The organism is Thermococcus sp. MAR1 (genome assembly GCF_012027305.1).
Lineage (GTDB): Archaea > Methanobacteriota_B > Thermococci > Thermococcales > Thermococcaceae > Thermococcus.
In genome coordinates this window covers 114,611-132,099 of sequence record NZ_SNUF01000003.1, presented here as the reverse complement: position 1 = coordinate 132,099, position 17,489 = coordinate 114,611, and the positions used below count along the sequence as shown (strand labels likewise).

Here is a 17,489-nt window from a genome sequence, read left to right as displayed (position 1 = left end):
GCTCAGGAAACCGAGACACTAAAGGTCGCCAGGATTCTCAGGTACGAGCCGTCGATGCCGTTCATGTAGTCCCTTATTTTTCCTCCGGTAGCCCACCTGTCCTGCCCGGCGAGGACTATGACAACCTGTCCCTCGGCCCAGACGTTGGTCTTAACGAACATGCCCCTCTCTCCGTTTCTCACCGCACTCTGCTCGCCGGGGGTTAGAACCTGCCTTACGTAGCCACCAACGCCGTCGTAGGCGTCGGGCCCGCCGAGGATTATGATTATCTTCGAGTCCCTGTAGGCCCCGAAATCGTCGGCGGTGACGTGCCTAACCGAGAGACCAAATGCACCGAGCTGTGAAGCCAGCAGGTTGCCCTTGATGCTCCAGTCTATGTCGTTGGCGAGGATAACAACCTCTGGCATCTGAACGGGCCTGTAGTTCAGGGTCCAGTCCACCAGCTCCCTGAGAACCGAGAGCTCTCCCTCACTGCCGGCCTCAAGTTCCAGAGAACTGTAGACTGCACGGTAGTTCCCCTCGGTGGCAAGTATTCCACCACTGTAATCGCTGGTGCGGGCCAGAAGCATCGGGACGTAGCCCTTGAGGGCATGGAGGAGCCTGACGCGCTCAAGGAGCTTCCTCTCGATGGGAATCTCCGCCACCATGTCATTGTAGCCCATCACAACACTTCTGTCCGTAACATCCATGGAGGAGATAACCTCCGGCAGAACCATTGACGCCGAGAGCGAGAAGTTGAACTGCACACCGGTGATGTTCTTAATGGACTCGTCCATCTCGCGCATCCTGAGGCCGTTCTCCGAGGCGAAGCGCGAGACGCTCCTCTTGGCTATGCCGAAATGGGCTGGGGAAAGCAGGTACTGCCATCCAACGGTGGAGTAAGCGCTAACATCAATTGTGCCGCCGTTGAACGGCCCCCTGTCAGAGAGTATCAGGGAATAGCCGGTGTTCACATACGGAACCATCGCCGAGGCCTGGGTGAGGTTTAGTTCCTCCCTGGCCGCATCCGCAATGGCCAGCGAGTCAAGGCCAAGGAGTTTCGCCAGACTCGGCGGGTCCTCTGTACCTCCAACGTGCTGCGGATTCGTGGCATCAAATAGGGTTCCCGCCGTGACCACAAGGCCGGCGTGGTGAGTTTCAAGATAGTCCCCAAGGGCTGAAATCTGCTCCTCTGAGAGACCCCACTCCGGAAGCCAGAGGTTTGAGAGTATCACTGCTTGGGGCTGGAAGCTCCCCAAGGCATTGACGAGCTCATCGGGGGAGACTATCTTTATGTTGTAGTACTTGGCCAGGCCCTCCCAGTGATGATCCGAGAGCATCCAGGGCTTGAGCTTGGTCAGGGGCCCGGCGACGGCCTCGAAGTCCGAGAGGTTGTAGTGGTAAAAGCCCCTGGAGACGTTGAACTGGGTCATCAGGAAATCCAGGGACTTCTCGAAGGCCATCGCCTCGACCGAGGGGTCAACTATGAGAACCTTCGGCCCGCCGGGGTTGGCAACGTAGTAAGAGTAAACGGGGCTGTAGGATGTGTGGCCCTCGACGTCTGTGACGACTATCTTAAACTCTATCCTGCTTCCAGGCGGCGCTCCCGGCAGGTTTATCTTGCGGTAGAAGACGTAGAAGTTCTGGCTCTCGCCGTAGAAGCGGTGTATTATCGACTGGTAGAGGGACCAGTTCTCACCGGCCGCGGCGGTTCTAACGTAGGCGGGTTTCCAGTCTCCGCCGTTTATCCGGTAGTATGCCTCAACCTTGCCGTTGCCCACAGTGACCCCGAAGTCATCGGCTATGTAAAAGTACACCGTGAACTCCTCGTAGGGACCAATGACAAAATCCTTGGGGATGTTGCCCACGATTATTATAGGCGGCCGCAGTTCAGAGACTATCACAGCCGAGGATGCCGGTGGGAGGAGCATACCGAACAGCAACAGTATTGCAAAAACCGCTTTGAGTTTATCCATAGTGTCCTCACCAACATAAGGTAACGCTTCCGAACTATTTATATTTAGCCCGAAAGCTTTAAACGCCTGGACAAATAATCCATGGCCATGAAAAAATGGCTCCCAACTCTGCTGGCCCTCTCGATCATAGCGGCCTTCCTCGGCATCTACGTAGGCTCGGTTAACCTGACTCCCTCGGAAGTAACCGCCAGCGTAGTCTATGGAGTAAAATCAGCCTTATCGCGGGTATTTTCCTTCATAAAACCCGGTGAGAGACCGAAGGCTTTCATCATCGTGTGGGAGCTCCGCCTCCCGAGGGTTCTGTTGGCCTATCTGGTCGGACTCTCCTTAGCTTCCGCCGGTGTGGCGAGTCAGGCACTCTTCCGGAATCCCCTGGCCGACCCGTACATAATCGGCGTCAGCGCAGGGGCGGGCATAGGTGCGGCGCTGGGGGCTATCTACGCCCCACAGCATATGGGCGGCCTGGCCCTGGCCTCGGCCCTGCTCTCGGTGTTCATAGTTTACTCCGTCTCAAGGGTTGATGGAAAAGTTCCCGTCGATACACTCCTCTTGGCGGGAATAGCCTATGGCTTCCTGGCGAGCGCGATAACGTGGTACCTCATAATAAGCCAAAGCGAAAGGACCCACGTAACTTGGATGTGGCTCATGGGGACGTTCAACGGCGCTGGTTGGGGAGACGTGGGCGAGATGTTTATCATTGCACTCCTCGGCCTCGGCTTCCTCGTATGGAAGTGGCGCGAGCTGAACCTGATACTCTTCGGAGAGGAAAGCATTGCCCTCGGTCTGGACGTCCACCTCTACAGAAAGCTCTTTATCGGAGCAATAGCCGTCCTAACCGCCTTTGCCGTCTCGACCGCGGGGATAATTGGCTTCGTCGGCCTCGTCAGTCCGCACATAATGCGCCTTCTCCTCGGACCAAACCACAGGGAGCTGACCCCTGCAAGTGCCCTCTTCGGAGGCGTTCTGCTCGTTTTCGCTGACCTGCTCGCGAGAACCGTCGCAAAGCCGACGGAACTGCCCGTTGGCATAATAACCGCCCTAATGGGCGCGCCCTTTTTCCTCTACCTCCTGATGAAGCATAAGAGGGGGGAGCTGTACTCATGAAGGCGCTTGAGGTTAAAATTTCCTTCGCCTACGGTGAGAGGGAAGTTCTCCGGGAGGTGGAGTTCATCGCTGAGAGGGGGGAGCTTTTAGCCATAATCGGCCCCAACGGTGCCGGGAAGTCAACCCTACTCAAGTGCCTGGTCGGAATCCTCAGGCCGAGGGGCCACGTGATCTTCGACGGAACAAACCTGCTTGAGCTTAAGCCCAGGGATAGGGCCAAACTGATAACCTACGTTCCCCAGAGCTCGTTCCCCGAGTTCGCATTCACCATAGAGGAGTTCGTCGAGCTCGGTACCTACGCGACGAGGGGAGACGTAAAGGAAGCCCTGGAAAGGGTCGGCCTCTGGGAGCGCCGGAGGGAGCAGATAACCGCTCTGAGTGGCGGTGAGTATCAGCTCGCACTGATAGCCAGGGCCCTAGCTCAGGGCAGCGAAGTGGTTCTCCTGGACGAGCCGACGAGCCACCTCGACATAAATCACGCCCTTGAGATAATGAAGCTCCTGAGGGAAATGAGCCGGGAGAAAATCGTCATAGCGGTTCTCCACGACCTCAATCTGGCCCTCCGCTACGCGGACAAGCTGATGCTCCTCTACAACGGACAGAAGCACTGGGAAGGAAAACCGGAGGAGCTGAAGCCTGAGATCATCGAAGAAATCTACGGCGTGAAGGCGAGGATAGCGGAGGTCGATGGTCACAGGGTTCTTCTCGCCAACGTCTAGCAAAGGTTTAAAACCCGGCGTGAGAAGAAGGGTTAGGGGTGAGAGAATGGAAACTAAGAAAACCGGTACCACCACCGTGGGAATAAAGGCCAGAGATGGTGTTGTTCTGGCCGCGGATACGCAGGCTTCCCTCGACCACATGGTCGAAACCCTCAACATCAGGAAGATAGTCCCCATCACCGACAGGATAGCGATAACCACCGCCGGAAGCGTTGGCGACGTTCAGGCTCTGGCGAGAATGCTTGAGGCCGAAGCCAGATACTACCAGTTCACCTGGGGCAGGCCCATGAGCACCAAGGCAATGGCAAACCTGCTCAGCAACATACTCAACGAGAACAAGTGGTTCCCCTACCTCGTCCAGATAATCATAGGCGGCCACGTTGAGGAGCCGACCCTCGCCAACCTCGACCCAATGGGTGGACTTATCTTCGACGACTACACCGCAACCGGCTCCGGAAGCCCCTTCGCGATTGCGGTTCTTGAGGACGGCTTTAAAAAGGACCTGACCATCGATGAGGCCAAGGAGCTCGCGGTCAGGGCCGTCAGGACGGCCGGAAAGAGGGACGTCTACACCGGCAGCAGGAAGGTTCAGGTCGTCGTCATAACGAAGGAGGGCATGAAGGAAGAGTTCGCCGAGTTCAAGGAGTGAACATTTAAGCGGTCGCACCAAAGCCCTTTTTAATTCCCTTTTCGAGTTGGTAACATGCGGAATCTCCCGGAAAAGCTGGCGGTTCTCGGGCTGATAGCACTGCTCATCTCGGCGCTCTACGCAGCCGAGAGACTAACCGTCAACCCGAACACGGTTCTAAGTCAGGTAAACGAGATACTCGACCAGGTTCAGGAGATAAGGAACCTCACATTCAAGGAGAGGCCGAAGATAGTGGTTCTCACGAAGAACGAGGCCCTGGCCAAATGGAAGCCCGGAAAAGCCGACATCGAGAGGATGAAAACCGAGGAGCTTACCTACAAGATGACCCTCCTTCTTCCCCCGGACTACCAGTACATCAAAAAGGAAACCGAGAGGAGCGCCAACTGGATAGCCGCGACGGTTGGGGATACCATCTACATCATCCAGGAGAACTTCATGTCAAACCTCGACGTCGCCCAGAGGACGATAGCCCACGAGTCTGTTCACGTCCTCCAGAAGCAGTGGTTCGACGCGCGCTATGGAGCCGACACCTACGACGGGACGATAGCGGTCCAGTCACTAATCGAAGGTGATGCAGACCTCGTCGCGGACCTCTACTGCGAGAGGAACGGGATACCGATCCACAAAATACGCTCGCTGAGCGGGGATCCGCTCACAGACCTCCACATCTTCTCATACGTCTTCGGCGACAAGTTTGTTCGTTATCTGTACGAGAAAGGCGGCTGGGAGCTCGTTAATGAGGCCTACAGGTACTATCCCGTCTCGGCGCAGCAGGTCATGCATCCGGAGCTGTACCTCGAAAACGTTACCCCCCTCAACGTCATCCCGAACTCACCGCCAAACTCTCGGATTCTCAAGGAAGATAGACTGGGAGAATACTACGTCTACCTCCTCCTCAGGGACGTTGCGAAGCTTGACAACGAGACCGCCTGGAACGTCTCGAGTGCGTGGCGCGGGGACAGGCTCCTCCTAACCCAGAACGTGAGTGCCTACCTCCTCCAGTGGAAGCTCGTCTTCTCAAGCGAGAACGCCGCGAAGACCTTTGGGGAAACCCTCTCCAAGCTCGCGGAGGGAAACACCTACGCGAACTACACGATAAGAATCGATGGAAGCTCCGTTCTCCTGATCGCCGAAAGGAGGGAATAAAATGAAGCTTATCTGTCCCGTCTGCGGGAAAACCTACGATAAACCGGTTCAGAGGTGCGAATGCGGTGAATCGGTTGAGTTTGAAAGGTTCAGGGGCGAACCGTACATAGGAAGGAGCGTCTGGGAGCGGTTCTGGGACTTCTGGCCGGTGGAACCAACACTGGAGTTCTCCCTCGGCGAGGGTGACACACCCCTTGTGAAGTCGAAGCTTGGCGAAGAGCTTGGAGTGAAGCTCTACCTCAAAAACGAGACAATAAACCCGACGTGGAGCTTCAAGGACAGGGGGACGTTCCTGGCAATGAGCCACGCCCTAAAGGCCGGCTACAAAACCGTTGGAACGGTCTCAACCGGCAACATGGCAGCGAGCGTTTCGGCTTACGCTTCCCGCTTTGGGCTGAAGGCCAAAATCCTCGTCTCCCAAAGTGCCAGCGACGAGAAGCTCAAGGCCATCTCCGTCTATGGTGGAGAGGTCATTAGGGTTCTTGGCGACTACGGGAGGCTCTACTTCGAGAGCTTGGCTATAGGAGAAAAGCTCGGAGTCTATTTCATCAACTCGGACAACCCCTTCAGGATTGAGGGCTACAAGGGCATTGCCTTCGAGATAGCGGAAGAGCTGACACCGGACTACGTTCTAATTCCGACCAGCTCGGGTGGACTCTTCAGGGGAATCGCCAAGGGCTTTATCGAGCTTCACGAGAGCGGGCTCATCGATACAGTTCCAGCACTCATAGCGGTTCAGGCCGAGGGCTGTTCGCCAATGTGCACGGCCTTCAGCGAGGGAAAAGCCAGAATCGAGCGCTTTGAGAACCCGAAGACGATAGCAAAGGCCATAGCCAACCCCTACCCGCCGAGCGGGAACGCGGTTCTGAAACTGCTGAAGGAGTTCGGCTGGAAATGCGTTTCAGTGAGCGACGATGAAATCCTTGAAGCCCAGAAGAAGCTGGCCAAGGAAGGGCTCTTCGTCCAGCCGGCGAGCGCGACGGGGATAGCGGCCCTCAAAAAGATGAATCTGCCGGAGGGCGCGAAGGTCGTTTCCATACTCACGGGTTCGGGCCTCAAGACCCTGAAGGGGACACGGGCGGGTAGAATATGGGAATGTCCGCTTGAGGGACTGGAAGGATGTCTACATTGACATAAATCGACCAAAATTGTAACGATGTGTTTGTGAATACATCGGATCTCGAAATACTTATATAAGATGGAAAACATAAACTTCTGTGAGTCACCAAGGTGGCTCCCTTGAGAAGTAAAAGAAAGCTCGCAGTGACGGCAGTAATAGTGGCAGTGATGCTGACTATAATAGTACCCTCCGCGTACGGCGTCCAGCCTGAGAACGCTGGAACCCTTTACTCGGTATACCTCGACTGGCTCCAAGGAAAACCAGTTGGATTAGCACAGATAAACATACAGACGGACAAAAAGCTAACAAATCCCCGGATAGTTGTAATAGACCTAACCTCACAAAAATCTGAACAGAAATATTTCGGAAGCCTCTACAATCCCACAGTCAAAATAGAGAGAAAACCTATGGGGACGTATCTCGAGACTGAAGTAACCAATGGCAAAACAGAAACCGTGGAGAAGGTCAGATTCAAACCGGTGACCCTGCTGATAATAGTGGCCGATGAAGACTACTGGGGAGCTCGTACTGTAAGTTTTGAGCCCAACAAGCCCATGACAAGTTTGACCATAGAGGTGCCGCTCCATTATGAACCTGCCAAGAAAGGAGAGTTCCAAATTGAGAGCGGAGAAACAATAGACCACGGGACTCTCACGATGGAGGGAATAAAAACTGCAATAGTAAGAAGCATAGCTGGGGTAACTGTGAGCTGGGTCGTTGGCAGAGATGACGCAATAGCGTATGAGAGCTTCTCTCAAGAAACGTGGGGTAGTCCACCTGACGAGAATAGCTGGGAAAGCAGCGGAATAGCCCTTGTAACGAAGAAGGATGTATCTGGGGATATAACAGTCTCCGATGGGGATGTCCGCGTTGTAACCTCGAATGTGGACTATAAAATTACCGAAACAAGGATATGCACATACCTATGGTGCCGCGTTATATGGTCACTCACTCCTGATCACATAAGAAACTTCCATGGGACTCCTTGGGGACACTACAGCGGGGGCATTCCCTCAGGAATGCCAACAGAATACAGGGACAAAAACGACAACATGAACTCATTCAACATACTGTTCGATGCTCCATCTGACAACGGAGGTGTGTATTTCACAACCTCAATATCAGTCTCAGTATGTGGCGGGATTGGAGTTCAGGTCTGTTTCTCGGGCAGTGTGAGTACGTACAGAAAGAGTGAGTCAGGATACAGACCACACTATAATGTCCAGATAAACAACTGGGGAACACATTCTAGACTATACTACGCATATAAGGACAGCAATGGAAGAAACTACTACGAGATCTACCTGGAGTGGGACTGAAAGTTCTACAATTCATTTATCATTTTTATGACTTGTGACTGTTCTCTTTGAGTATATCATGGTAATTCTGTTCGTATCGGAAAAATAATAAGCGTTACAGCCCTCAATTCCTTGGTGATACCATGCTCACTGGAGTTGGCCTGATGCCCCACGGAAACCCGGTTTTAGAGCCAGAGGATGAAGAGACAAGAAGGCTCGCAGATGTTCTGAGGAAAATCGGAAAGCAGTTCAAAGGAACCGATGCCTATGTTCTGGTAAGCCCCCACAACGCCCGTATGAGCGACCACCTTGGAGTGGTCATGGCGGAACACCTCGTCTCATGGCTATCCTTCGAAGGAAAGGAACTGCCCGGCGAGTGGAAAACGGACAGAGAGCTGGCGGAGAAAATTTACAGGACGGAGAAAGACGCTGGAATGCCGGTCGTTGATTTGAACTTCGCCTCGCTGAGGGGAGAGTATTCGAGATGGCCACTGAGCTGGGGGGAGCTGATTCCGCTCCAGTTCCTTGAGAAGAAGCCCCTCGTTCTCATAACCCCAACGAGAGGAGTGAGCAGGGAAACGCTAGTAAAGTTCGGCGAAATCCTTGGGGAGGTTCTCGAGAGGGAAGAGGAGGAAATTGCGCTGATAATCAGTGCAGACCACGGACATGCACACGACGAGAACGGGCCGTACGGGTTGAGAAAGGAGAGCGAAACCTACGACAGGCTCATCATGAAGCTGATTAACGGGAACCGCCTTGAAGAGCTATTAAAAATCCCCGAGGAGCTCGTGAGGAATGCCTTGGTTGACAGCTACTGGCAAATGCTCATAATGCTCGGGACCATGAGGAAGGCCGAATTCGAGCTTAAAGATTCGGCCTACGCCTGTCCGACCTACTTCGGCATGGCGGGGGCGCTGTGGGTGAGGAAGGTTTAAATGCACAATGAGTTTACATGTTCATGGTGGTTCCATGTCATCAACAAAGCATGTTCAGACTGAGATAGATGAAATTCTTTACTCAATGCTCAAGGCCCTCTCCCTAAGGGAAAAAAGACCCATAAAGGAAATCCTGCGGGATGCAATAGAAGAGTACCTGCGAAAAAATGCAAATTTAACCGAGGAAGAGATTTCAAAAGACCCAATATGGGAGGCCTTCGGGGCTGTATCACTGAAGGGCAAAAGGACCAGCCACGATGAGGACTGGGGAGTGGTTGAATGGCGAAGCCATTGAAACCCGAGCTATTCTACATGGACACGAGTGCCATGATAGCCCTTCTCGTTAGGGACGACCCGGAGCACGAAAGGGCGCTAAGCTTCTTCAGAGATGCCGTCAGAGGGGGCTCGGTCTTCGTAATTGGGAGACCAACGTTGATGGAGTTCCTGAACGGCGTTGCGAAGCACGTTGGAAAGGACATAGCCGAGGAGCAGTACCGGCTCTACACGGCGAGCAGGTTTATATTCATAGAAAAGGAGAACGAAGCCGACTGGACGAGAGCCTGGGAGCTCTTCTTCAGGTACCGAGACCAGCCGGGGATAGACCTCTTTGACAGTTTAGCTTTCGCGATAATGGAGAGGCTCGGAATTAGGAAAGCCTTTACCTTCGACAGAGACTTCGCGGTCCACGGCTTCGTTATGGTCCCCTGAGATTATATGATGTCAAAGCTTATCTCAAGCAGTCCCTTGCTCCTCCTGAAGCGAACTTTCCTGATTTCTATCTCCCCTATCTCGCCCGTCGTTGATGTGTGCTCCTTGTTGCATGCGTTGACGTTCCATCCCTCGATGACGACGACCTTTAGGGTTCTCACATCCTGCGGGATAGGAAAGAGGTCGTACATGTCCTCTCCGAAGCGCTCCTCGGCCTCTTCCCGCGGAAGCTCGTAGACCCGAATCGGGACGTTCTCCTTAACCTTCTCGTTGGCAAGGCGCTCTATCTCTCTAACCTCTTCGGGCGTCGGCTTCCGGTCGAACTTGACTGTCAGCCGTCCATGGTTTCCGTCCACGTAAACGCTCGCCGTCCACTTGGCATTTTCACCCAGAACCTTCACAACTGCACCTTTGAGGACGTGAAGAGCGGTGTGGGTTCTAACCTCCAACGATGGCATAGGCATCGTTTTATCTTCTCGGAGGACTTATTAACGGTTGCGCCGTACTAGGATTGGGTGTTGGTATGAAAAGAATCGAGGAGATCGCGAAGGAACTGGGGGCCGAGATTCTCGAGATTGGGAAGCCGGTCAAGACCGTCGAGCAGGCCACAAGGGAGGCGGGCGTTGCCAGAAAGCAGGTTATAAAGTCGCTCGTCATCATAAGCGAGAGCGGGCCCCTTCTCGTCATAGTTGACGGCGAGTCGAGGGTCAGCCTACCAAAGTTGGAGGAGAGATTTGGAAAGTGCAGGTTCGCCAAAGCGAAGGAAGTCAGGGAGCTTACTGGCTACGAGGTCGGAGGCGTTCCTCCAGTCGGAGTGCCACTCAGGACGATAATCGATCCGCGGGTTCTGGAGAACGAGCACGTCATCGGCGGGGGAGGGGCCATCGACAGGCTCCTCAGGATAAGGCCCGAAAGGATCACCGAGTACCAGCGGGCGGAGATAATGGACGTTAGGGAATAACCCGATCAGGTTATTAACTCGACAGGTAAACTTCAAACGGGGATTATCCAGCGGCGCTTGAATGTTTTTCAGTTCACTTAAGTCTCCACCGAATAATCCCCGCCAGAAGCTTGCACCATTAAACAAAAACCGTTATAAATGCCAAAAACGATACACCAGTGCCAGATTAAAAACTTTTGAGGTGGTCATCATGGCCGAAAAGAAGAGAAAGAGGGTTCTCATTTTGGGTGCCGCAGGTAGGGACTTCCACAACTTCAACACGTTCTTCAGGGACAACCCTGAGTACGAGGTGGTAGCTTTCACCGCCACTCAGATTCCTGACATCGAGGGAAGGATCTACCCGCCCGAGCTTGCCGGCGAGCTCTACCCGAACGGAATTCCGATATGGAGCGAGGACGATCTTGAGAAGATAATCAAGGAACACAACATCGATGTCGTCGTTTTCGCCTACTCCGATGTCTCCCACGAGCACGTCATGCACCTGGCCTCTCGCGCTCACTCAGCTGGCGCCGACTTCTGGCTCCTCGGCCCGAAGAGCACCATGCTCAAGAGCACCAAGCCGGTCATAGCAGTTACCGCCGTCAGAACTGGCTGTGGAAAGAGCCAGACCAGCAGGAAGGTCGCCCAGATCCTCCAGGAGATGGGCTACAAGGTCGTCGCGATAAGGCACCCGATGCCCTACGGCGACCTCAGAAAGCAAATCGTCCAACGCTTCGCCAGCTACGAGGACCTCGACAGGTACGAGTGCACCATCGAGGAGAGGGAAGAGTACGAGCCCTACATCGACAGGGGCATGGTCGTCTATGCCGGCGTTGACTACGAGAAGATCCTCCGCGAGGCCGAGAAGGAGGCAGACATAATTCTCTGGGACGGCGGAAACAACGACTTCCCGTTCTACGAGCCGGACCTCTGGATAGTCGTTACCGACCCGCACAGGCCCGGCCACGAACTCAAGTACCACCCAGGTGAGACCAACTTCCGCGCCGCTGACGTTATCATCATCAACAAGATCGACACCGCCAACAGGGACGACATCCAGAAGGTCCGTGAGAGCATCGAGAAGGTCAACCCGAACGCCATCGTCATCGACGGTGCCTCACCGCTCTACGTCGACAAGCCGGAGCTCATCAAGGGCAAGCGCGTTTTGGTGGTTGAGGACGGCCCGACCCTCACCCACGGAGGCATGAAGTACGGTGCAGGCTACATCGCCGCCAAAAAGTACGGGGCTAAGGAAATAGTCGACCCGAGGCCCTACGCCGTTGGCTCAATAATTGACACCTATAAGAAGTACAGCCACCTCGACGTTATCCTGCCGGCCATGGGTTACGGCGCCAAACAGATCAAGGAGCTTGAGGAGACCATCAACAGGGCTGACGCTGACGTCGTCATCATGGGCACCCCAATCGACCTTAGGAGAGTCATGAAGCTCAACAAGCCGGCCGTTCGCGTCCGCTACGAGCTTGAGGAGATCGGCGAGCCGAAGCTCAAAGATGTGCTCAAGGAGTTCGTCGAGAAGTGCGAGAAGCTCAAGAAGGAGTGAGTTTTCTCTTTTCCATCTTCTTCCGGTGGTTTTCATGTCAAACGCCGACTACACGGGAGTTCTTCTGTTCCTCTACAGCCTGCTCACTCTCTTTTCAATCGTCTGGGTGACCCTCGACTCGGTGACCAGGCAGAAGAGAATGCCGGGCACAGAAAAGGTCATCTGGATAACCGTCGCCTTCCTCCTCGGGCCAATCGGCGCGGCGATTTACTACTTCGTCATCAAGCGCGAGCATCGCTACGAAAGGGAACCGGAAGCCTTTTAGGCATGATGACCAACACACTCTGCCCGGGGAGTGCCGCCGAAGGCGGAGCCGATGAACTTGGGCGGGTTATTACCCCCTTTTCACCTCTTCTCCCGGCCACGACCGAGTTACGTTTGCCCTCCAGTATTATACCCTCCGGGAGGAGGGAAATCTATAAATACCCGGAGGGAGGAGGGAATGGGCAACTTATGCAACCAGATTTCAAAATTTGATCTGGAGGAGAGTGGGATTCTTATATTTTTTGCAGCTATTGGGGCAGTCATTCCTCTGGGTATTTATGGAAATGAGATGATGGATATATACGGTGGTACCAAAGTTGCAATAGCAAGCCTCGCTGTGGCATATGGGGGTTTAATGGTACTAGGGTTGATCGAGTCGTTAGGGGACTTCATCGAAGGCATGGATCCGGCCGAAATCCTCTCCAAATGTTATTCCGGTTCTGGTTATTCCCACCTGTCTGAAGAAGAAAAGCTCATTAAAGCTCATGAGCTCGCCGTGAACAGGGCCTATGCACTATTCGTGAACTTTCTTGCATACTGGATTCTACTTGGTATTATTAACTCGATTATGATGTTCTACGCTCCACCGCACTGGCTCACGACGATTTCAACGGCCGTATTCTCAATAGCCGCATTCCTCAGCTTCATCCTCTGGATAATCTCGTACCTTAGGTACAGAGACTACAGCAAAAAGCTCTTCCTGCTCCAGCTCAACAAGGGCAAAGCAGAAGTGGCGATCAAGATTTAGGCCTCCATTTTTAAACCCTGAGAACCCACACTTCTCAACCTTTATAAATCTTTGAGAACTACAACTTCTCAGGTGTTGGTATGAGGCTCGGGGATTTGACTTACATGAACCCCTGGTGGGAGGGAAAGGAGGACTACCACGCGAGGCGCTGGAGAGAGCAGAGAATCCGCTGGTGGCCAAAATGGATTGGTAAGCTCTCACTTGAGCCATTCTCGCTCAACTTCGTCCTCGGCCCGAGACAGGTTGGGAAGACGACGGGTATAAAGCTCCTCATCCAGGATCTCCTCAAGAAGAACCCTCCAGAGGCAGTTCTCTACATCAACGTTGAAATCCTCCCAGACTATAGAGAGCTTTCAGCCCTGCTGAGAGAATTTCATGAGCTGAAGGAAAGGGAAAGAATCAGAAGGGGGTACATCTTCCTCGACGAGGCCTCATCACTTGACGGATGGTGGCGCGGCCTAAAGCCACTCATTGATGCTGGTCTCTTAGAGAACGACGTTGTCACGGTTACTGGGTCAAGCTCCCTAAAGGTGAAGCGAGACATAGAGCTGTTCCCCGGAAGAAGAGGGAAGGGAAATACCATTGATGTCATGCCGCTCTCTTTCAAGGAATACGTCGAAGTGATGGGTCTGAAAAGGCCAGGACTTCAGGGAGAAAAGACGCTGAAACTCTTTGAGAAGTACCTAAAAACAGGAGGCTTTCCGGGAGCAATAAACGGCCTCCCAATGGACGACCTTCTCGGGGCATATATCGGAGAACTCGTTCGCTTCGGAAAGAGTCTGGAGATAGCGAAAGAGACTTTTTCAGCAATAATAAGGAGCGCCCCTTCAGCTACGAGCTTCAGAGCGTTGGCTGGGATGACCTCGGGCTACTCCTACAAGGTGGTTCAGGATTACATAGAGTTCTTTGTCGAGCTGTACATTCTCGGAATAGCGTACCTCAGGCAGGGAGAGCAGGTGCTCTACAAGCGGGAGAAGAAGTTTTTCTTCCGCGACCCGCTTTTGGCAAGGCTTTTCTCCACTTGGAGCGGAGCAGAGCTTAGGGAGGAGGCGCTGTACGAATGGGTCATCCAAGAGCACCTATACCGGAGGTTCGGGAAAGTTTACTATTACAGGAATTCCTACGAAGTCGATGCAACAGTTGGAGACTTAAAAGTTGAAGTGAAGGCCGGGAAAGCCCACAGGAGATACCCAAAAAACGTTATCGTGCTCGAAAAGGAGGACGTGCCCTTTTTCCTCCTCGACATTATTCTCCCATGAGCTGCACTATAACGCGCCTGTGCCTCGGTATCACGTCCAGCTCGACGAAGAAAATCTGCTGCCAGGTTCCGCGCATGAGCCTGCCGTCAACGACGGGGAAGCACTCGCTCGCGCCGAGGAGCGTGGCACGAAGGTGGCTGTGGGCGTTGTCGTCTATCCTGTCGTGGAGGTAGCCTTTGCCCTTTGGGATAAGCTCCTTCAAAGCCCGCTTGAAGTCCTCAAGAAGGCCGGACTCGTGCTCTATCGTGACTATCGCGCCCGTCGCTCCGGGAACGAATACCAGAACCTGGCCGTTCTCGATTCCGGATTCCTCGACGATTCTCTCCACCTCACGGGTTATATCCACAAGGTCAATCTCCCCCTTCGTTTGAAACCTCAGTTCCCTCGTGAGAACCTTCATGCAACCACCCCGCAATGAGTCCAAGGGTGAAGCCTATTAGGTTTGCGCCTATGTCAGCGAAGGAGAACGTTCTCCCCGGAACGAAGAGCTGAAGAAACTCCAGGAGAACCGGCAACGGGAGCATGTAGGTCCACAAACGCCATCCGAGAAAGCCCAGGATCGCGAATTCAAATAGATGAGCCAGCTTATCCCCGTTGGCTACGGGCGATGACGGAACCCTCGGCGTCAGGTTCAGAAACAGAAGAAGGAGCAGGTAGAGGAAGAGAAATCTCCTCAAAGGCTCCCCACCAGCCTTTTGAGCTTCTCAACGACGTCGAAAGGCGTCTCGCCGAATATATAGACCAGCGGTTCGACCCCAAGGCCGCCCACGTCAACGACTGCGTCGTAGGCATCCTGCCTGAAGACGTCGGCTATAGCCCTCACGGCCTCCTCTTCGCTCAGTCCACCGGTTTTAACCTTCCCAATCTTGAACCCGGCCTCAGTCAGGGCGGATTCTATGTCGCGGCCGTACCTGATGTTGAGAACGCTCCGTACCTCGGGTCTGATACCTGCGAGCCTGAGGAGTATTCTGGCAATGAACTCACTGGCACCGAACTCCGGCGGCAGAGCAAAGGCCTTTCCCTTGACGGCCGTTATCCTCCCAGGAATCGCCGCAACGTCCTCGATGCTCCGCGGGGATGGGAGGGAGTACGCAAAGTTGCTCCTGACCTCTGGGATGAGCTCCGGGAACCTCTCGTTTTTGATCAGTTCGCTGAGAGCCATGTTCAGAACCTCAAGTATTTCCCTCCTTCCCTGTGTTACAGAGAAGAGCGACCTGCACGAGTCCTCGCCCACTCCAGCATATTCAGCGTAAAACCTGCACAGGAAGCCGCTCTGGAAAAGTTCGAAGAGTCTCCTCGCCACGAGAAGGACGGCATCCTCACGGCGTCCCCCGAAGAGAATGAACTTGGACACCTCGTTGGCAATATCCTCCAGCCTCTGGACCACATCCTCGGGAGGAACCTTGTACCTGCCTGAGAGGTACTTGCTGACCATCGCCTGGGTTATGCCGAGGTACTCGGCTATCTGGGACTGCTTCATGCCCTCTCGGTAGAGCCTCTCGGCTATCTTGGCTCTCAGAAACGGCATCAGCTCCTCGGCCACGTAAACGCTGGGCGTCCTCATACTACCACCCTAAAACTAAGTTATTGAAACTTCGAACCGAGGTTTAAAGGGTTACCGTCGACAACTTTATGTCAAAAAACGTTTAAAAACCCATCGATTTTTACATCGGAAGGGCTTTATGGACTGGAAAGGACGGGACGTGATAAGCGTTAGGGATTTCTCCAAAGAGGACATCGAGTTCGTTTTGAACGTTGCCGAAAGGCTTGAAACGGAACTCAATGAGAAGGGCGCACTCGACTACGCAAAGGGGAAGATACTCGCGACGCTATTCTTTGAACCATCAACGAGAACCCGCTTGAGCTTTGAGAGCGCCATGCACCGCCTCGGCGGCTCGGTAATTGGGTTCTCCTCCGCCGCAAGCACTAGCGTCAAGAAGGGCGAGAGCCTGGCAGACACTATAAAGACGGTCGAGCAGTACAGCGACGTCATCGTGCTAAGACATCCAATGGAAGGGGCGGCGAGGCTGGCCGCGGAGGTAGCTGATATACCAGTCATCAACGCCGGCGATGGCAGCAACCAGCACCCGACTCAAACTCTACTCGACCTCTACACGATAAAGCGCGCCTTCGGGAGGATCGACGGCCTGACCATAGGCCTGCTCGGTGACCTCAAGTACGGGAGAACCGTTCACAGTTTAGCCGAGGCTCTGGCCTTCTACGACGTCGAGCTCTACCTGATTTCGCCGGAGCTTTTGAGGATGCCCAAGCACATCATAGAGGAGCTCCGGGAGAAGGGAGTTAGAATCCACGAGACGACCGACCTGGAGGGAACAATTCCTAAGCTCGACGTTCTCTACGTCACGAGAATCCAGCGCGAGCGCTTCCCGGACGAGCAGGAGTACCTTAAGGTGAAGGGGAGCTACCAGGTCAACTGCGCGGTTCTAAAGAGGGCTAGGGAAGGCCTCAGGATAATGCACCCGCTCCCGAGGGTCGATGAGATACACCCGGAGGTAGATAAAACCTCGCACGCGCTCTACTTCAGGCAGGTCTTCTCCGGGGTTCCAGTGAGAATGGCTCTCTTGGGGCTCACACTTGGCGTTCTGGAGGGGGTTTAAATGGCCGAGCTCAAGGTTACCGCGATTAGAGAGGGAACCGTCATAGACCACATCCCGGCCGGGAAGGGGCTGAAGGTCATCGAGATACTCCGCCTAAACAGGCCGAACGGCGGCGTTCTGCTTCTCGCCTCGAACGTCCACAGCGGGAAGCTCGGAAGGAAGGACATCGTCAAGATTGAGGGTAAGTTCCTGAGCGAGGAGGAGGTCAACAAGATAGCACTAATAGCGCCAACCGCCACCGTCAACATAGTGCGGGACTACAAAGTGGCCGAGAAGTTCAAGGTAGAGGTTCCGGGCGAGATAACAGGAATCCTCCGCTGTGCCAACCCAAACTGCGTCAGCAACCACGAGTACACTGTCTCAAAGTTCTACGTTGTCTCAAGGGAGCCCCTTAAGGTGCGCTGCCACTACTGCGAGAGGACGATGGAAGAGGAGGAGATACTCGGGAACCTCTGAGCCGGTTTC

Annotated in this window: 21 protein-coding genes; 16 read left to right on the top strand and 5 right to left on the bottom strand. The window is 54.1% G+C overall.

Going from position 1 to position 17,489, the window contains the following annotated elements; all coding sequences use genetic code 11:
• Positions 1-2 precede the first annotated feature (2 nt).
• The gene (locus E3E25_RS10935) at positions 3-1,955 is read right to left on the bottom strand and encodes a hypothetical protein (protein WP_206204723.1); all 1,953 of its coding nucleotides are present in this window, start codon (positions 1,953-1,955) and stop codon (positions 3-5) included.
• An 87-nt stretch (positions 1,956-2,042) separates the two neighbouring features.
• Here E3E25_RS10935 and E3E25_RS10930 point away from each other — a divergent pair, with 87 nt between their 5' ends.
• From E3E25_RS10930 to E3E25_RS10890, 9 genes are all read left to right on the top strand, one after another.
• Positions 2,043-3,059: an iron ABC transporter permease gene (locus tag E3E25_RS10930; RefSeq protein ID WP_167893324.1), complete on the top strand. Its 1,017-nt coding sequence runs from the start codon at positions 2,043-2,045 to the stop codon at positions 3,057-3,059.
• Entirely contained in the window at positions 3,056-3,778 is a 723-nt protein-coding gene (locus E3E25_RS10925) for an ABC transporter ATP-binding protein (RefSeq protein WP_167893323.1), read from the top strand. Before E3E25_RS10930 ends, E3E25_RS10925 begins: the two co-directional genes overlap by 4 nt.
• A gap of 46 nt (positions 3,779-3,824) precedes the next feature.
• On the top strand, positions 3,825-4,427 hold the full coding sequence (gene psmB / locus E3E25_RS10920) for an archaeal proteasome endopeptidase complex subunit beta (protein ID WP_167893322.1): 603 nt from the start codon (positions 3,825-3,827) through the stop codon (positions 4,425-4,427).
• Between the two features lie 54 nt (positions 4,428-4,481).
• Positions 4,482-5,573 (top strand): hypothetical protein, encoded by a 1,092-nt coding sequence (locus E3E25_RS10915; RefSeq protein ID WP_167893321.1) that lies wholly within the window; start codon positions 4,482-4,484, stop codon positions 5,571-5,573.
• A gap of 1 nt (position 5,574) precedes the next feature.
• Positions 5,575-6,705, top strand: a complete 1,131-nt coding sequence (gene thrC / locus E3E25_RS10910; RefSeq protein WP_167893320.1) for a threonine synthase — start codon at positions 5,575-5,577, stop codon at positions 6,703-6,705.
• A gap of 107 nt (positions 6,706-6,812) precedes the next feature.
• Positions 6,813-8,012, top strand: coding sequence for a hypothetical protein (locus E3E25_RS10905; RefSeq protein WP_240910828.1), 1,200 nt, complete (start codon positions 6,813-6,815; stop codon positions 8,010-8,012).
• Between the two features lie 122 nt (positions 8,013-8,134).
• A complete protein-coding gene (locus tag E3E25_RS10900) occupies positions 8,135-8,926 on the top strand; it encodes an extradiol dioxygenase (protein WP_167893319.1) in 792 nt (263 codons plus the stop codon).
• Between the two features lie 34 nt (positions 8,927-8,960).
• Positions 8,961-9,221, top strand: a complete 261-nt coding sequence (locus E3E25_RS10895; RefSeq protein WP_167893318.1) for a hypothetical protein — start codon at positions 8,961-8,963, stop codon at positions 9,219-9,221.
• Positions 9,206-9,634 (top strand): type II toxin-antitoxin system VapC family toxin, encoded by a 429-nt coding sequence (locus E3E25_RS10890; RefSeq protein ID WP_167893317.1) that lies wholly within the window; start codon positions 9,206-9,208, stop codon positions 9,632-9,634. The genes E3E25_RS10895 and E3E25_RS10890 overlap by 16 nt, the downstream gene beginning before the upstream one ends.
• A gap of 2 nt (positions 9,635-9,636) precedes the next feature.
• Here E3E25_RS10890 and E3E25_RS10885 read toward each other — a convergent pair whose 3' ends face one another.
• Positions 9,637-10,092: an alanyl-tRNA editing protein gene (locus tag E3E25_RS10885; RefSeq protein ID WP_167893393.1), complete on the bottom strand. Its 456-nt coding sequence runs from the start codon at positions 10,090-10,092 to the stop codon at positions 9,637-9,639.
• Between the two features lie 65 nt (positions 10,093-10,157).
• Between E3E25_RS10885 and E3E25_RS10880 the strand changes: the two genes are divergently transcribed.
• The 5 genes from E3E25_RS10880 (at position 10,158) to E3E25_RS10860 (ending at position 14,406) form a co-directional block, all read left to right on the top strand.
• Entirely contained in the window at positions 10,158-10,595 is a 438-nt protein-coding gene (locus tag E3E25_RS10880; protein ID WP_167893316.1) for an aminoacyl-tRNA deacylase, read from the top strand.
• Between the two features lie 190 nt (positions 10,596-10,785).
• Positions 10,786-12,135, top strand: a complete 1,350-nt coding sequence (locus tag E3E25_RS10875; protein ID WP_167893315.1) for a cyclic 2,3-diphosphoglycerate synthase — start codon at positions 10,786-10,788, stop codon at positions 12,133-12,135.
• A 34-nt stretch (positions 12,136-12,169) separates the two neighbouring features.
• On the top strand, positions 12,170-12,400 hold the full coding sequence (locus E3E25_RS10870; RefSeq protein WP_167893314.1) for a PLDc N-terminal domain-containing protein: 231 nt from the start codon (positions 12,170-12,172) through the stop codon (positions 12,398-12,400).
• Positions 12,401-12,754: 354 nt separating this feature from the next.
• Positions 12,755-13,147, top strand: coding sequence for a hypothetical protein (locus E3E25_RS10865; protein WP_167893210.1), 393 nt, complete (start codon positions 12,755-12,757; stop codon positions 13,145-13,147).
• An 80-nt stretch (positions 13,148-13,227) separates the two neighbouring features.
• Entirely contained in the window at positions 13,228-14,406 is a 1,179-nt protein-coding gene (locus E3E25_RS10860) for an ATP-binding protein (RefSeq protein ID WP_167893313.1), read from the top strand.
• On the opposite strand, the gene E3E25_RS10855 is transcribed toward E3E25_RS10860, so the two are convergent.
• Genes E3E25_RS10855 through E3E25_RS10845 form a run of 3 tightly spaced genes read right to left on the bottom strand, consistent with a single transcriptional unit; the run spans position 14,393 to position 15,970 of the window.
• Positions 14,393-14,806 carry a secondary thiamine-phosphate synthase enzyme YjbQ gene (locus E3E25_RS10855; RefSeq protein WP_167893312.1) on the bottom strand — a complete coding sequence of 138 codons (414 nt, stop codon included), beginning with the start codon at positions 14,804-14,806 and terminating at the stop codon, positions 14,393-14,395. The genes E3E25_RS10860 and E3E25_RS10855 overlap by 14 nt on opposite strands.
• On the bottom strand, positions 14,757-15,083 hold the full coding sequence (locus tag E3E25_RS10850; protein ID WP_167893311.1) for a VanZ family protein: 327 nt from the start codon (positions 15,081-15,083) through the stop codon (positions 14,757-14,759). The genes E3E25_RS10855 and E3E25_RS10850 overlap by 50 nt, the downstream gene beginning before the upstream one ends.
• Positions 15,080-15,970: a thiamine-phosphate synthase family protein gene (locus E3E25_RS10845; protein ID WP_167893310.1), complete on the bottom strand. Its 891-nt coding sequence runs from the start codon at positions 15,968-15,970 to the stop codon at positions 15,080-15,082. The genes E3E25_RS10850 and E3E25_RS10845 overlap by 4 nt, the downstream gene beginning before the upstream one ends.
• A gap of 118 nt (positions 15,971-16,088) precedes the next feature.
• Here E3E25_RS10845 and pyrB point away from each other — a divergent pair, with 118 nt between their 5' ends.
• Together pyrB and pyrI are read left to right on the top strand one after the other, a co-directional pair.
• Positions 16,089-17,024: an aspartate carbamoyltransferase gene (gene pyrB / locus E3E25_RS10840; protein ID WP_167893309.1), complete on the top strand. Its 936-nt coding sequence runs from the start codon at positions 16,089-16,091 to the stop codon at positions 17,022-17,024.
• Positions 17,025-17,480, top strand: coding sequence for an aspartate carbamoyltransferase regulatory subunit (pyrI, locus tag E3E25_RS10835; protein WP_167893308.1), 456 nt, complete (start codon positions 17,025-17,027; stop codon positions 17,478-17,480). It begins immediately after the preceding gene.
• Positions 17,481-17,489: the final 9 nt, after the last annotated feature.

Excerpts from the sequence above, each read along its gene's own strand:
- E3E25_RS10935 (WP_206204723.1), bottom strand. The coding sequence starts at position 1,955 with ATGGATAAACTCAAAGCGGTTTTTGCAATACTGTTGCTGTTCGGTATG.
- E3E25_RS10930 (WP_167893324.1), top strand. The coding sequence starts at position 2,043 with ATGAAAAAATGGCTCCCAACTCTGCTGGCCCTCTCGATCATAGCGGCC.
- E3E25_RS10925 (WP_167893323.1), top strand. The coding sequence starts at position 3,056 with ATGAAGGCGCTTGAGGTTAAAATTTCCTTCGCCTACGGTGAGAGGGAA.
- psmB (WP_167893322.1), top strand. The coding sequence starts at position 3,825 with ATGGAAACTAAGAAAACCGGTACCACCACCGTGGGAATAAAGGCCAGA.
- E3E25_RS10915 (WP_167893321.1), top strand. The coding sequence starts at position 4,482 with ATGCGGAATCTCCCGGAAAAGCTGGCGGTTCTCGGGCTGATAGCACTG.
- thrC (WP_167893320.1), top strand. The coding sequence starts at position 5,575 with ATGAAGCTTATCTGTCCCGTCTGCGGGAAAACCTACGATAAACCGGTT.
- E3E25_RS10900 (WP_167893319.1), top strand. The coding sequence starts at position 8,135 with ATGCTCACTGGAGTTGGCCTGATGCCCCACGGAAACCCGGTTTTAGAG.
- E3E25_RS10895 (WP_167893318.1), top strand. The coding sequence starts at position 8,961 with ATGTCATCAACAAAGCATGTTCAGACTGAGATAGATGAAATTCTTTAC.
- E3E25_RS10890 (WP_167893317.1), top strand. The coding sequence starts at position 9,206 with ATGGCGAAGCCATTGAAACCCGAGCTATTCTACATGGACACGAGTGCC.
- E3E25_RS10885 (WP_167893393.1), bottom strand. The coding sequence starts at position 10,092 with ATGCCATCGTTGGAGGTTAGAACCCACACCGCTCTTCACGTCCTCAAA.
- E3E25_RS10880 (WP_167893316.1), top strand. The coding sequence starts at position 10,158 with ATGAAAAGAATCGAGGAGATCGCGAAGGAACTGGGGGCCGAGATTCTC.
- E3E25_RS10875 (WP_167893315.1), top strand. The coding sequence starts at position 10,786 with ATGGCCGAAAAGAAGAGAAAGAGGGTTCTCATTTTGGGTGCCGCAGGT.
- E3E25_RS10870 (WP_167893314.1), top strand. The coding sequence starts at position 12,170 with ATGTCAAACGCCGACTACACGGGAGTTCTTCTGTTCCTCTACAGCCTG.
- E3E25_RS10865 (WP_167893210.1), top strand. The coding sequence starts at position 12,755 with ATGGTACTAGGGTTGATCGAGTCGTTAGGGGACTTCATCGAAGGCATG.
- E3E25_RS10860 (WP_167893313.1), top strand. The coding sequence starts at position 13,228 with ATGAGGCTCGGGGATTTGACTTACATGAACCCCTGGTGGGAGGGAAAG.
- E3E25_RS10855 (WP_167893312.1), bottom strand. The coding sequence starts at position 14,806 with ATGAAGGTTCTCACGAGGGAACTGAGGTTTCAAACGAAGGGGGAGATT.
- E3E25_RS10845 (WP_167893310.1), bottom strand. The coding sequence starts at position 15,970 with ATGAGGACGCCCAGCGTTTACGTGGCCGAGGAGCTGATGCCGTTTCTG.
- pyrB (WP_167893309.1), top strand. The coding sequence starts at position 16,089 with ATGGACTGGAAAGGACGGGACGTGATAAGCGTTAGGGATTTCTCCAAA.
- pyrI (WP_167893308.1), top strand. The coding sequence starts at position 17,025 with ATGGCCGAGCTCAAGGTTACCGCGATTAGAGAGGGAACCGTCATAGAC.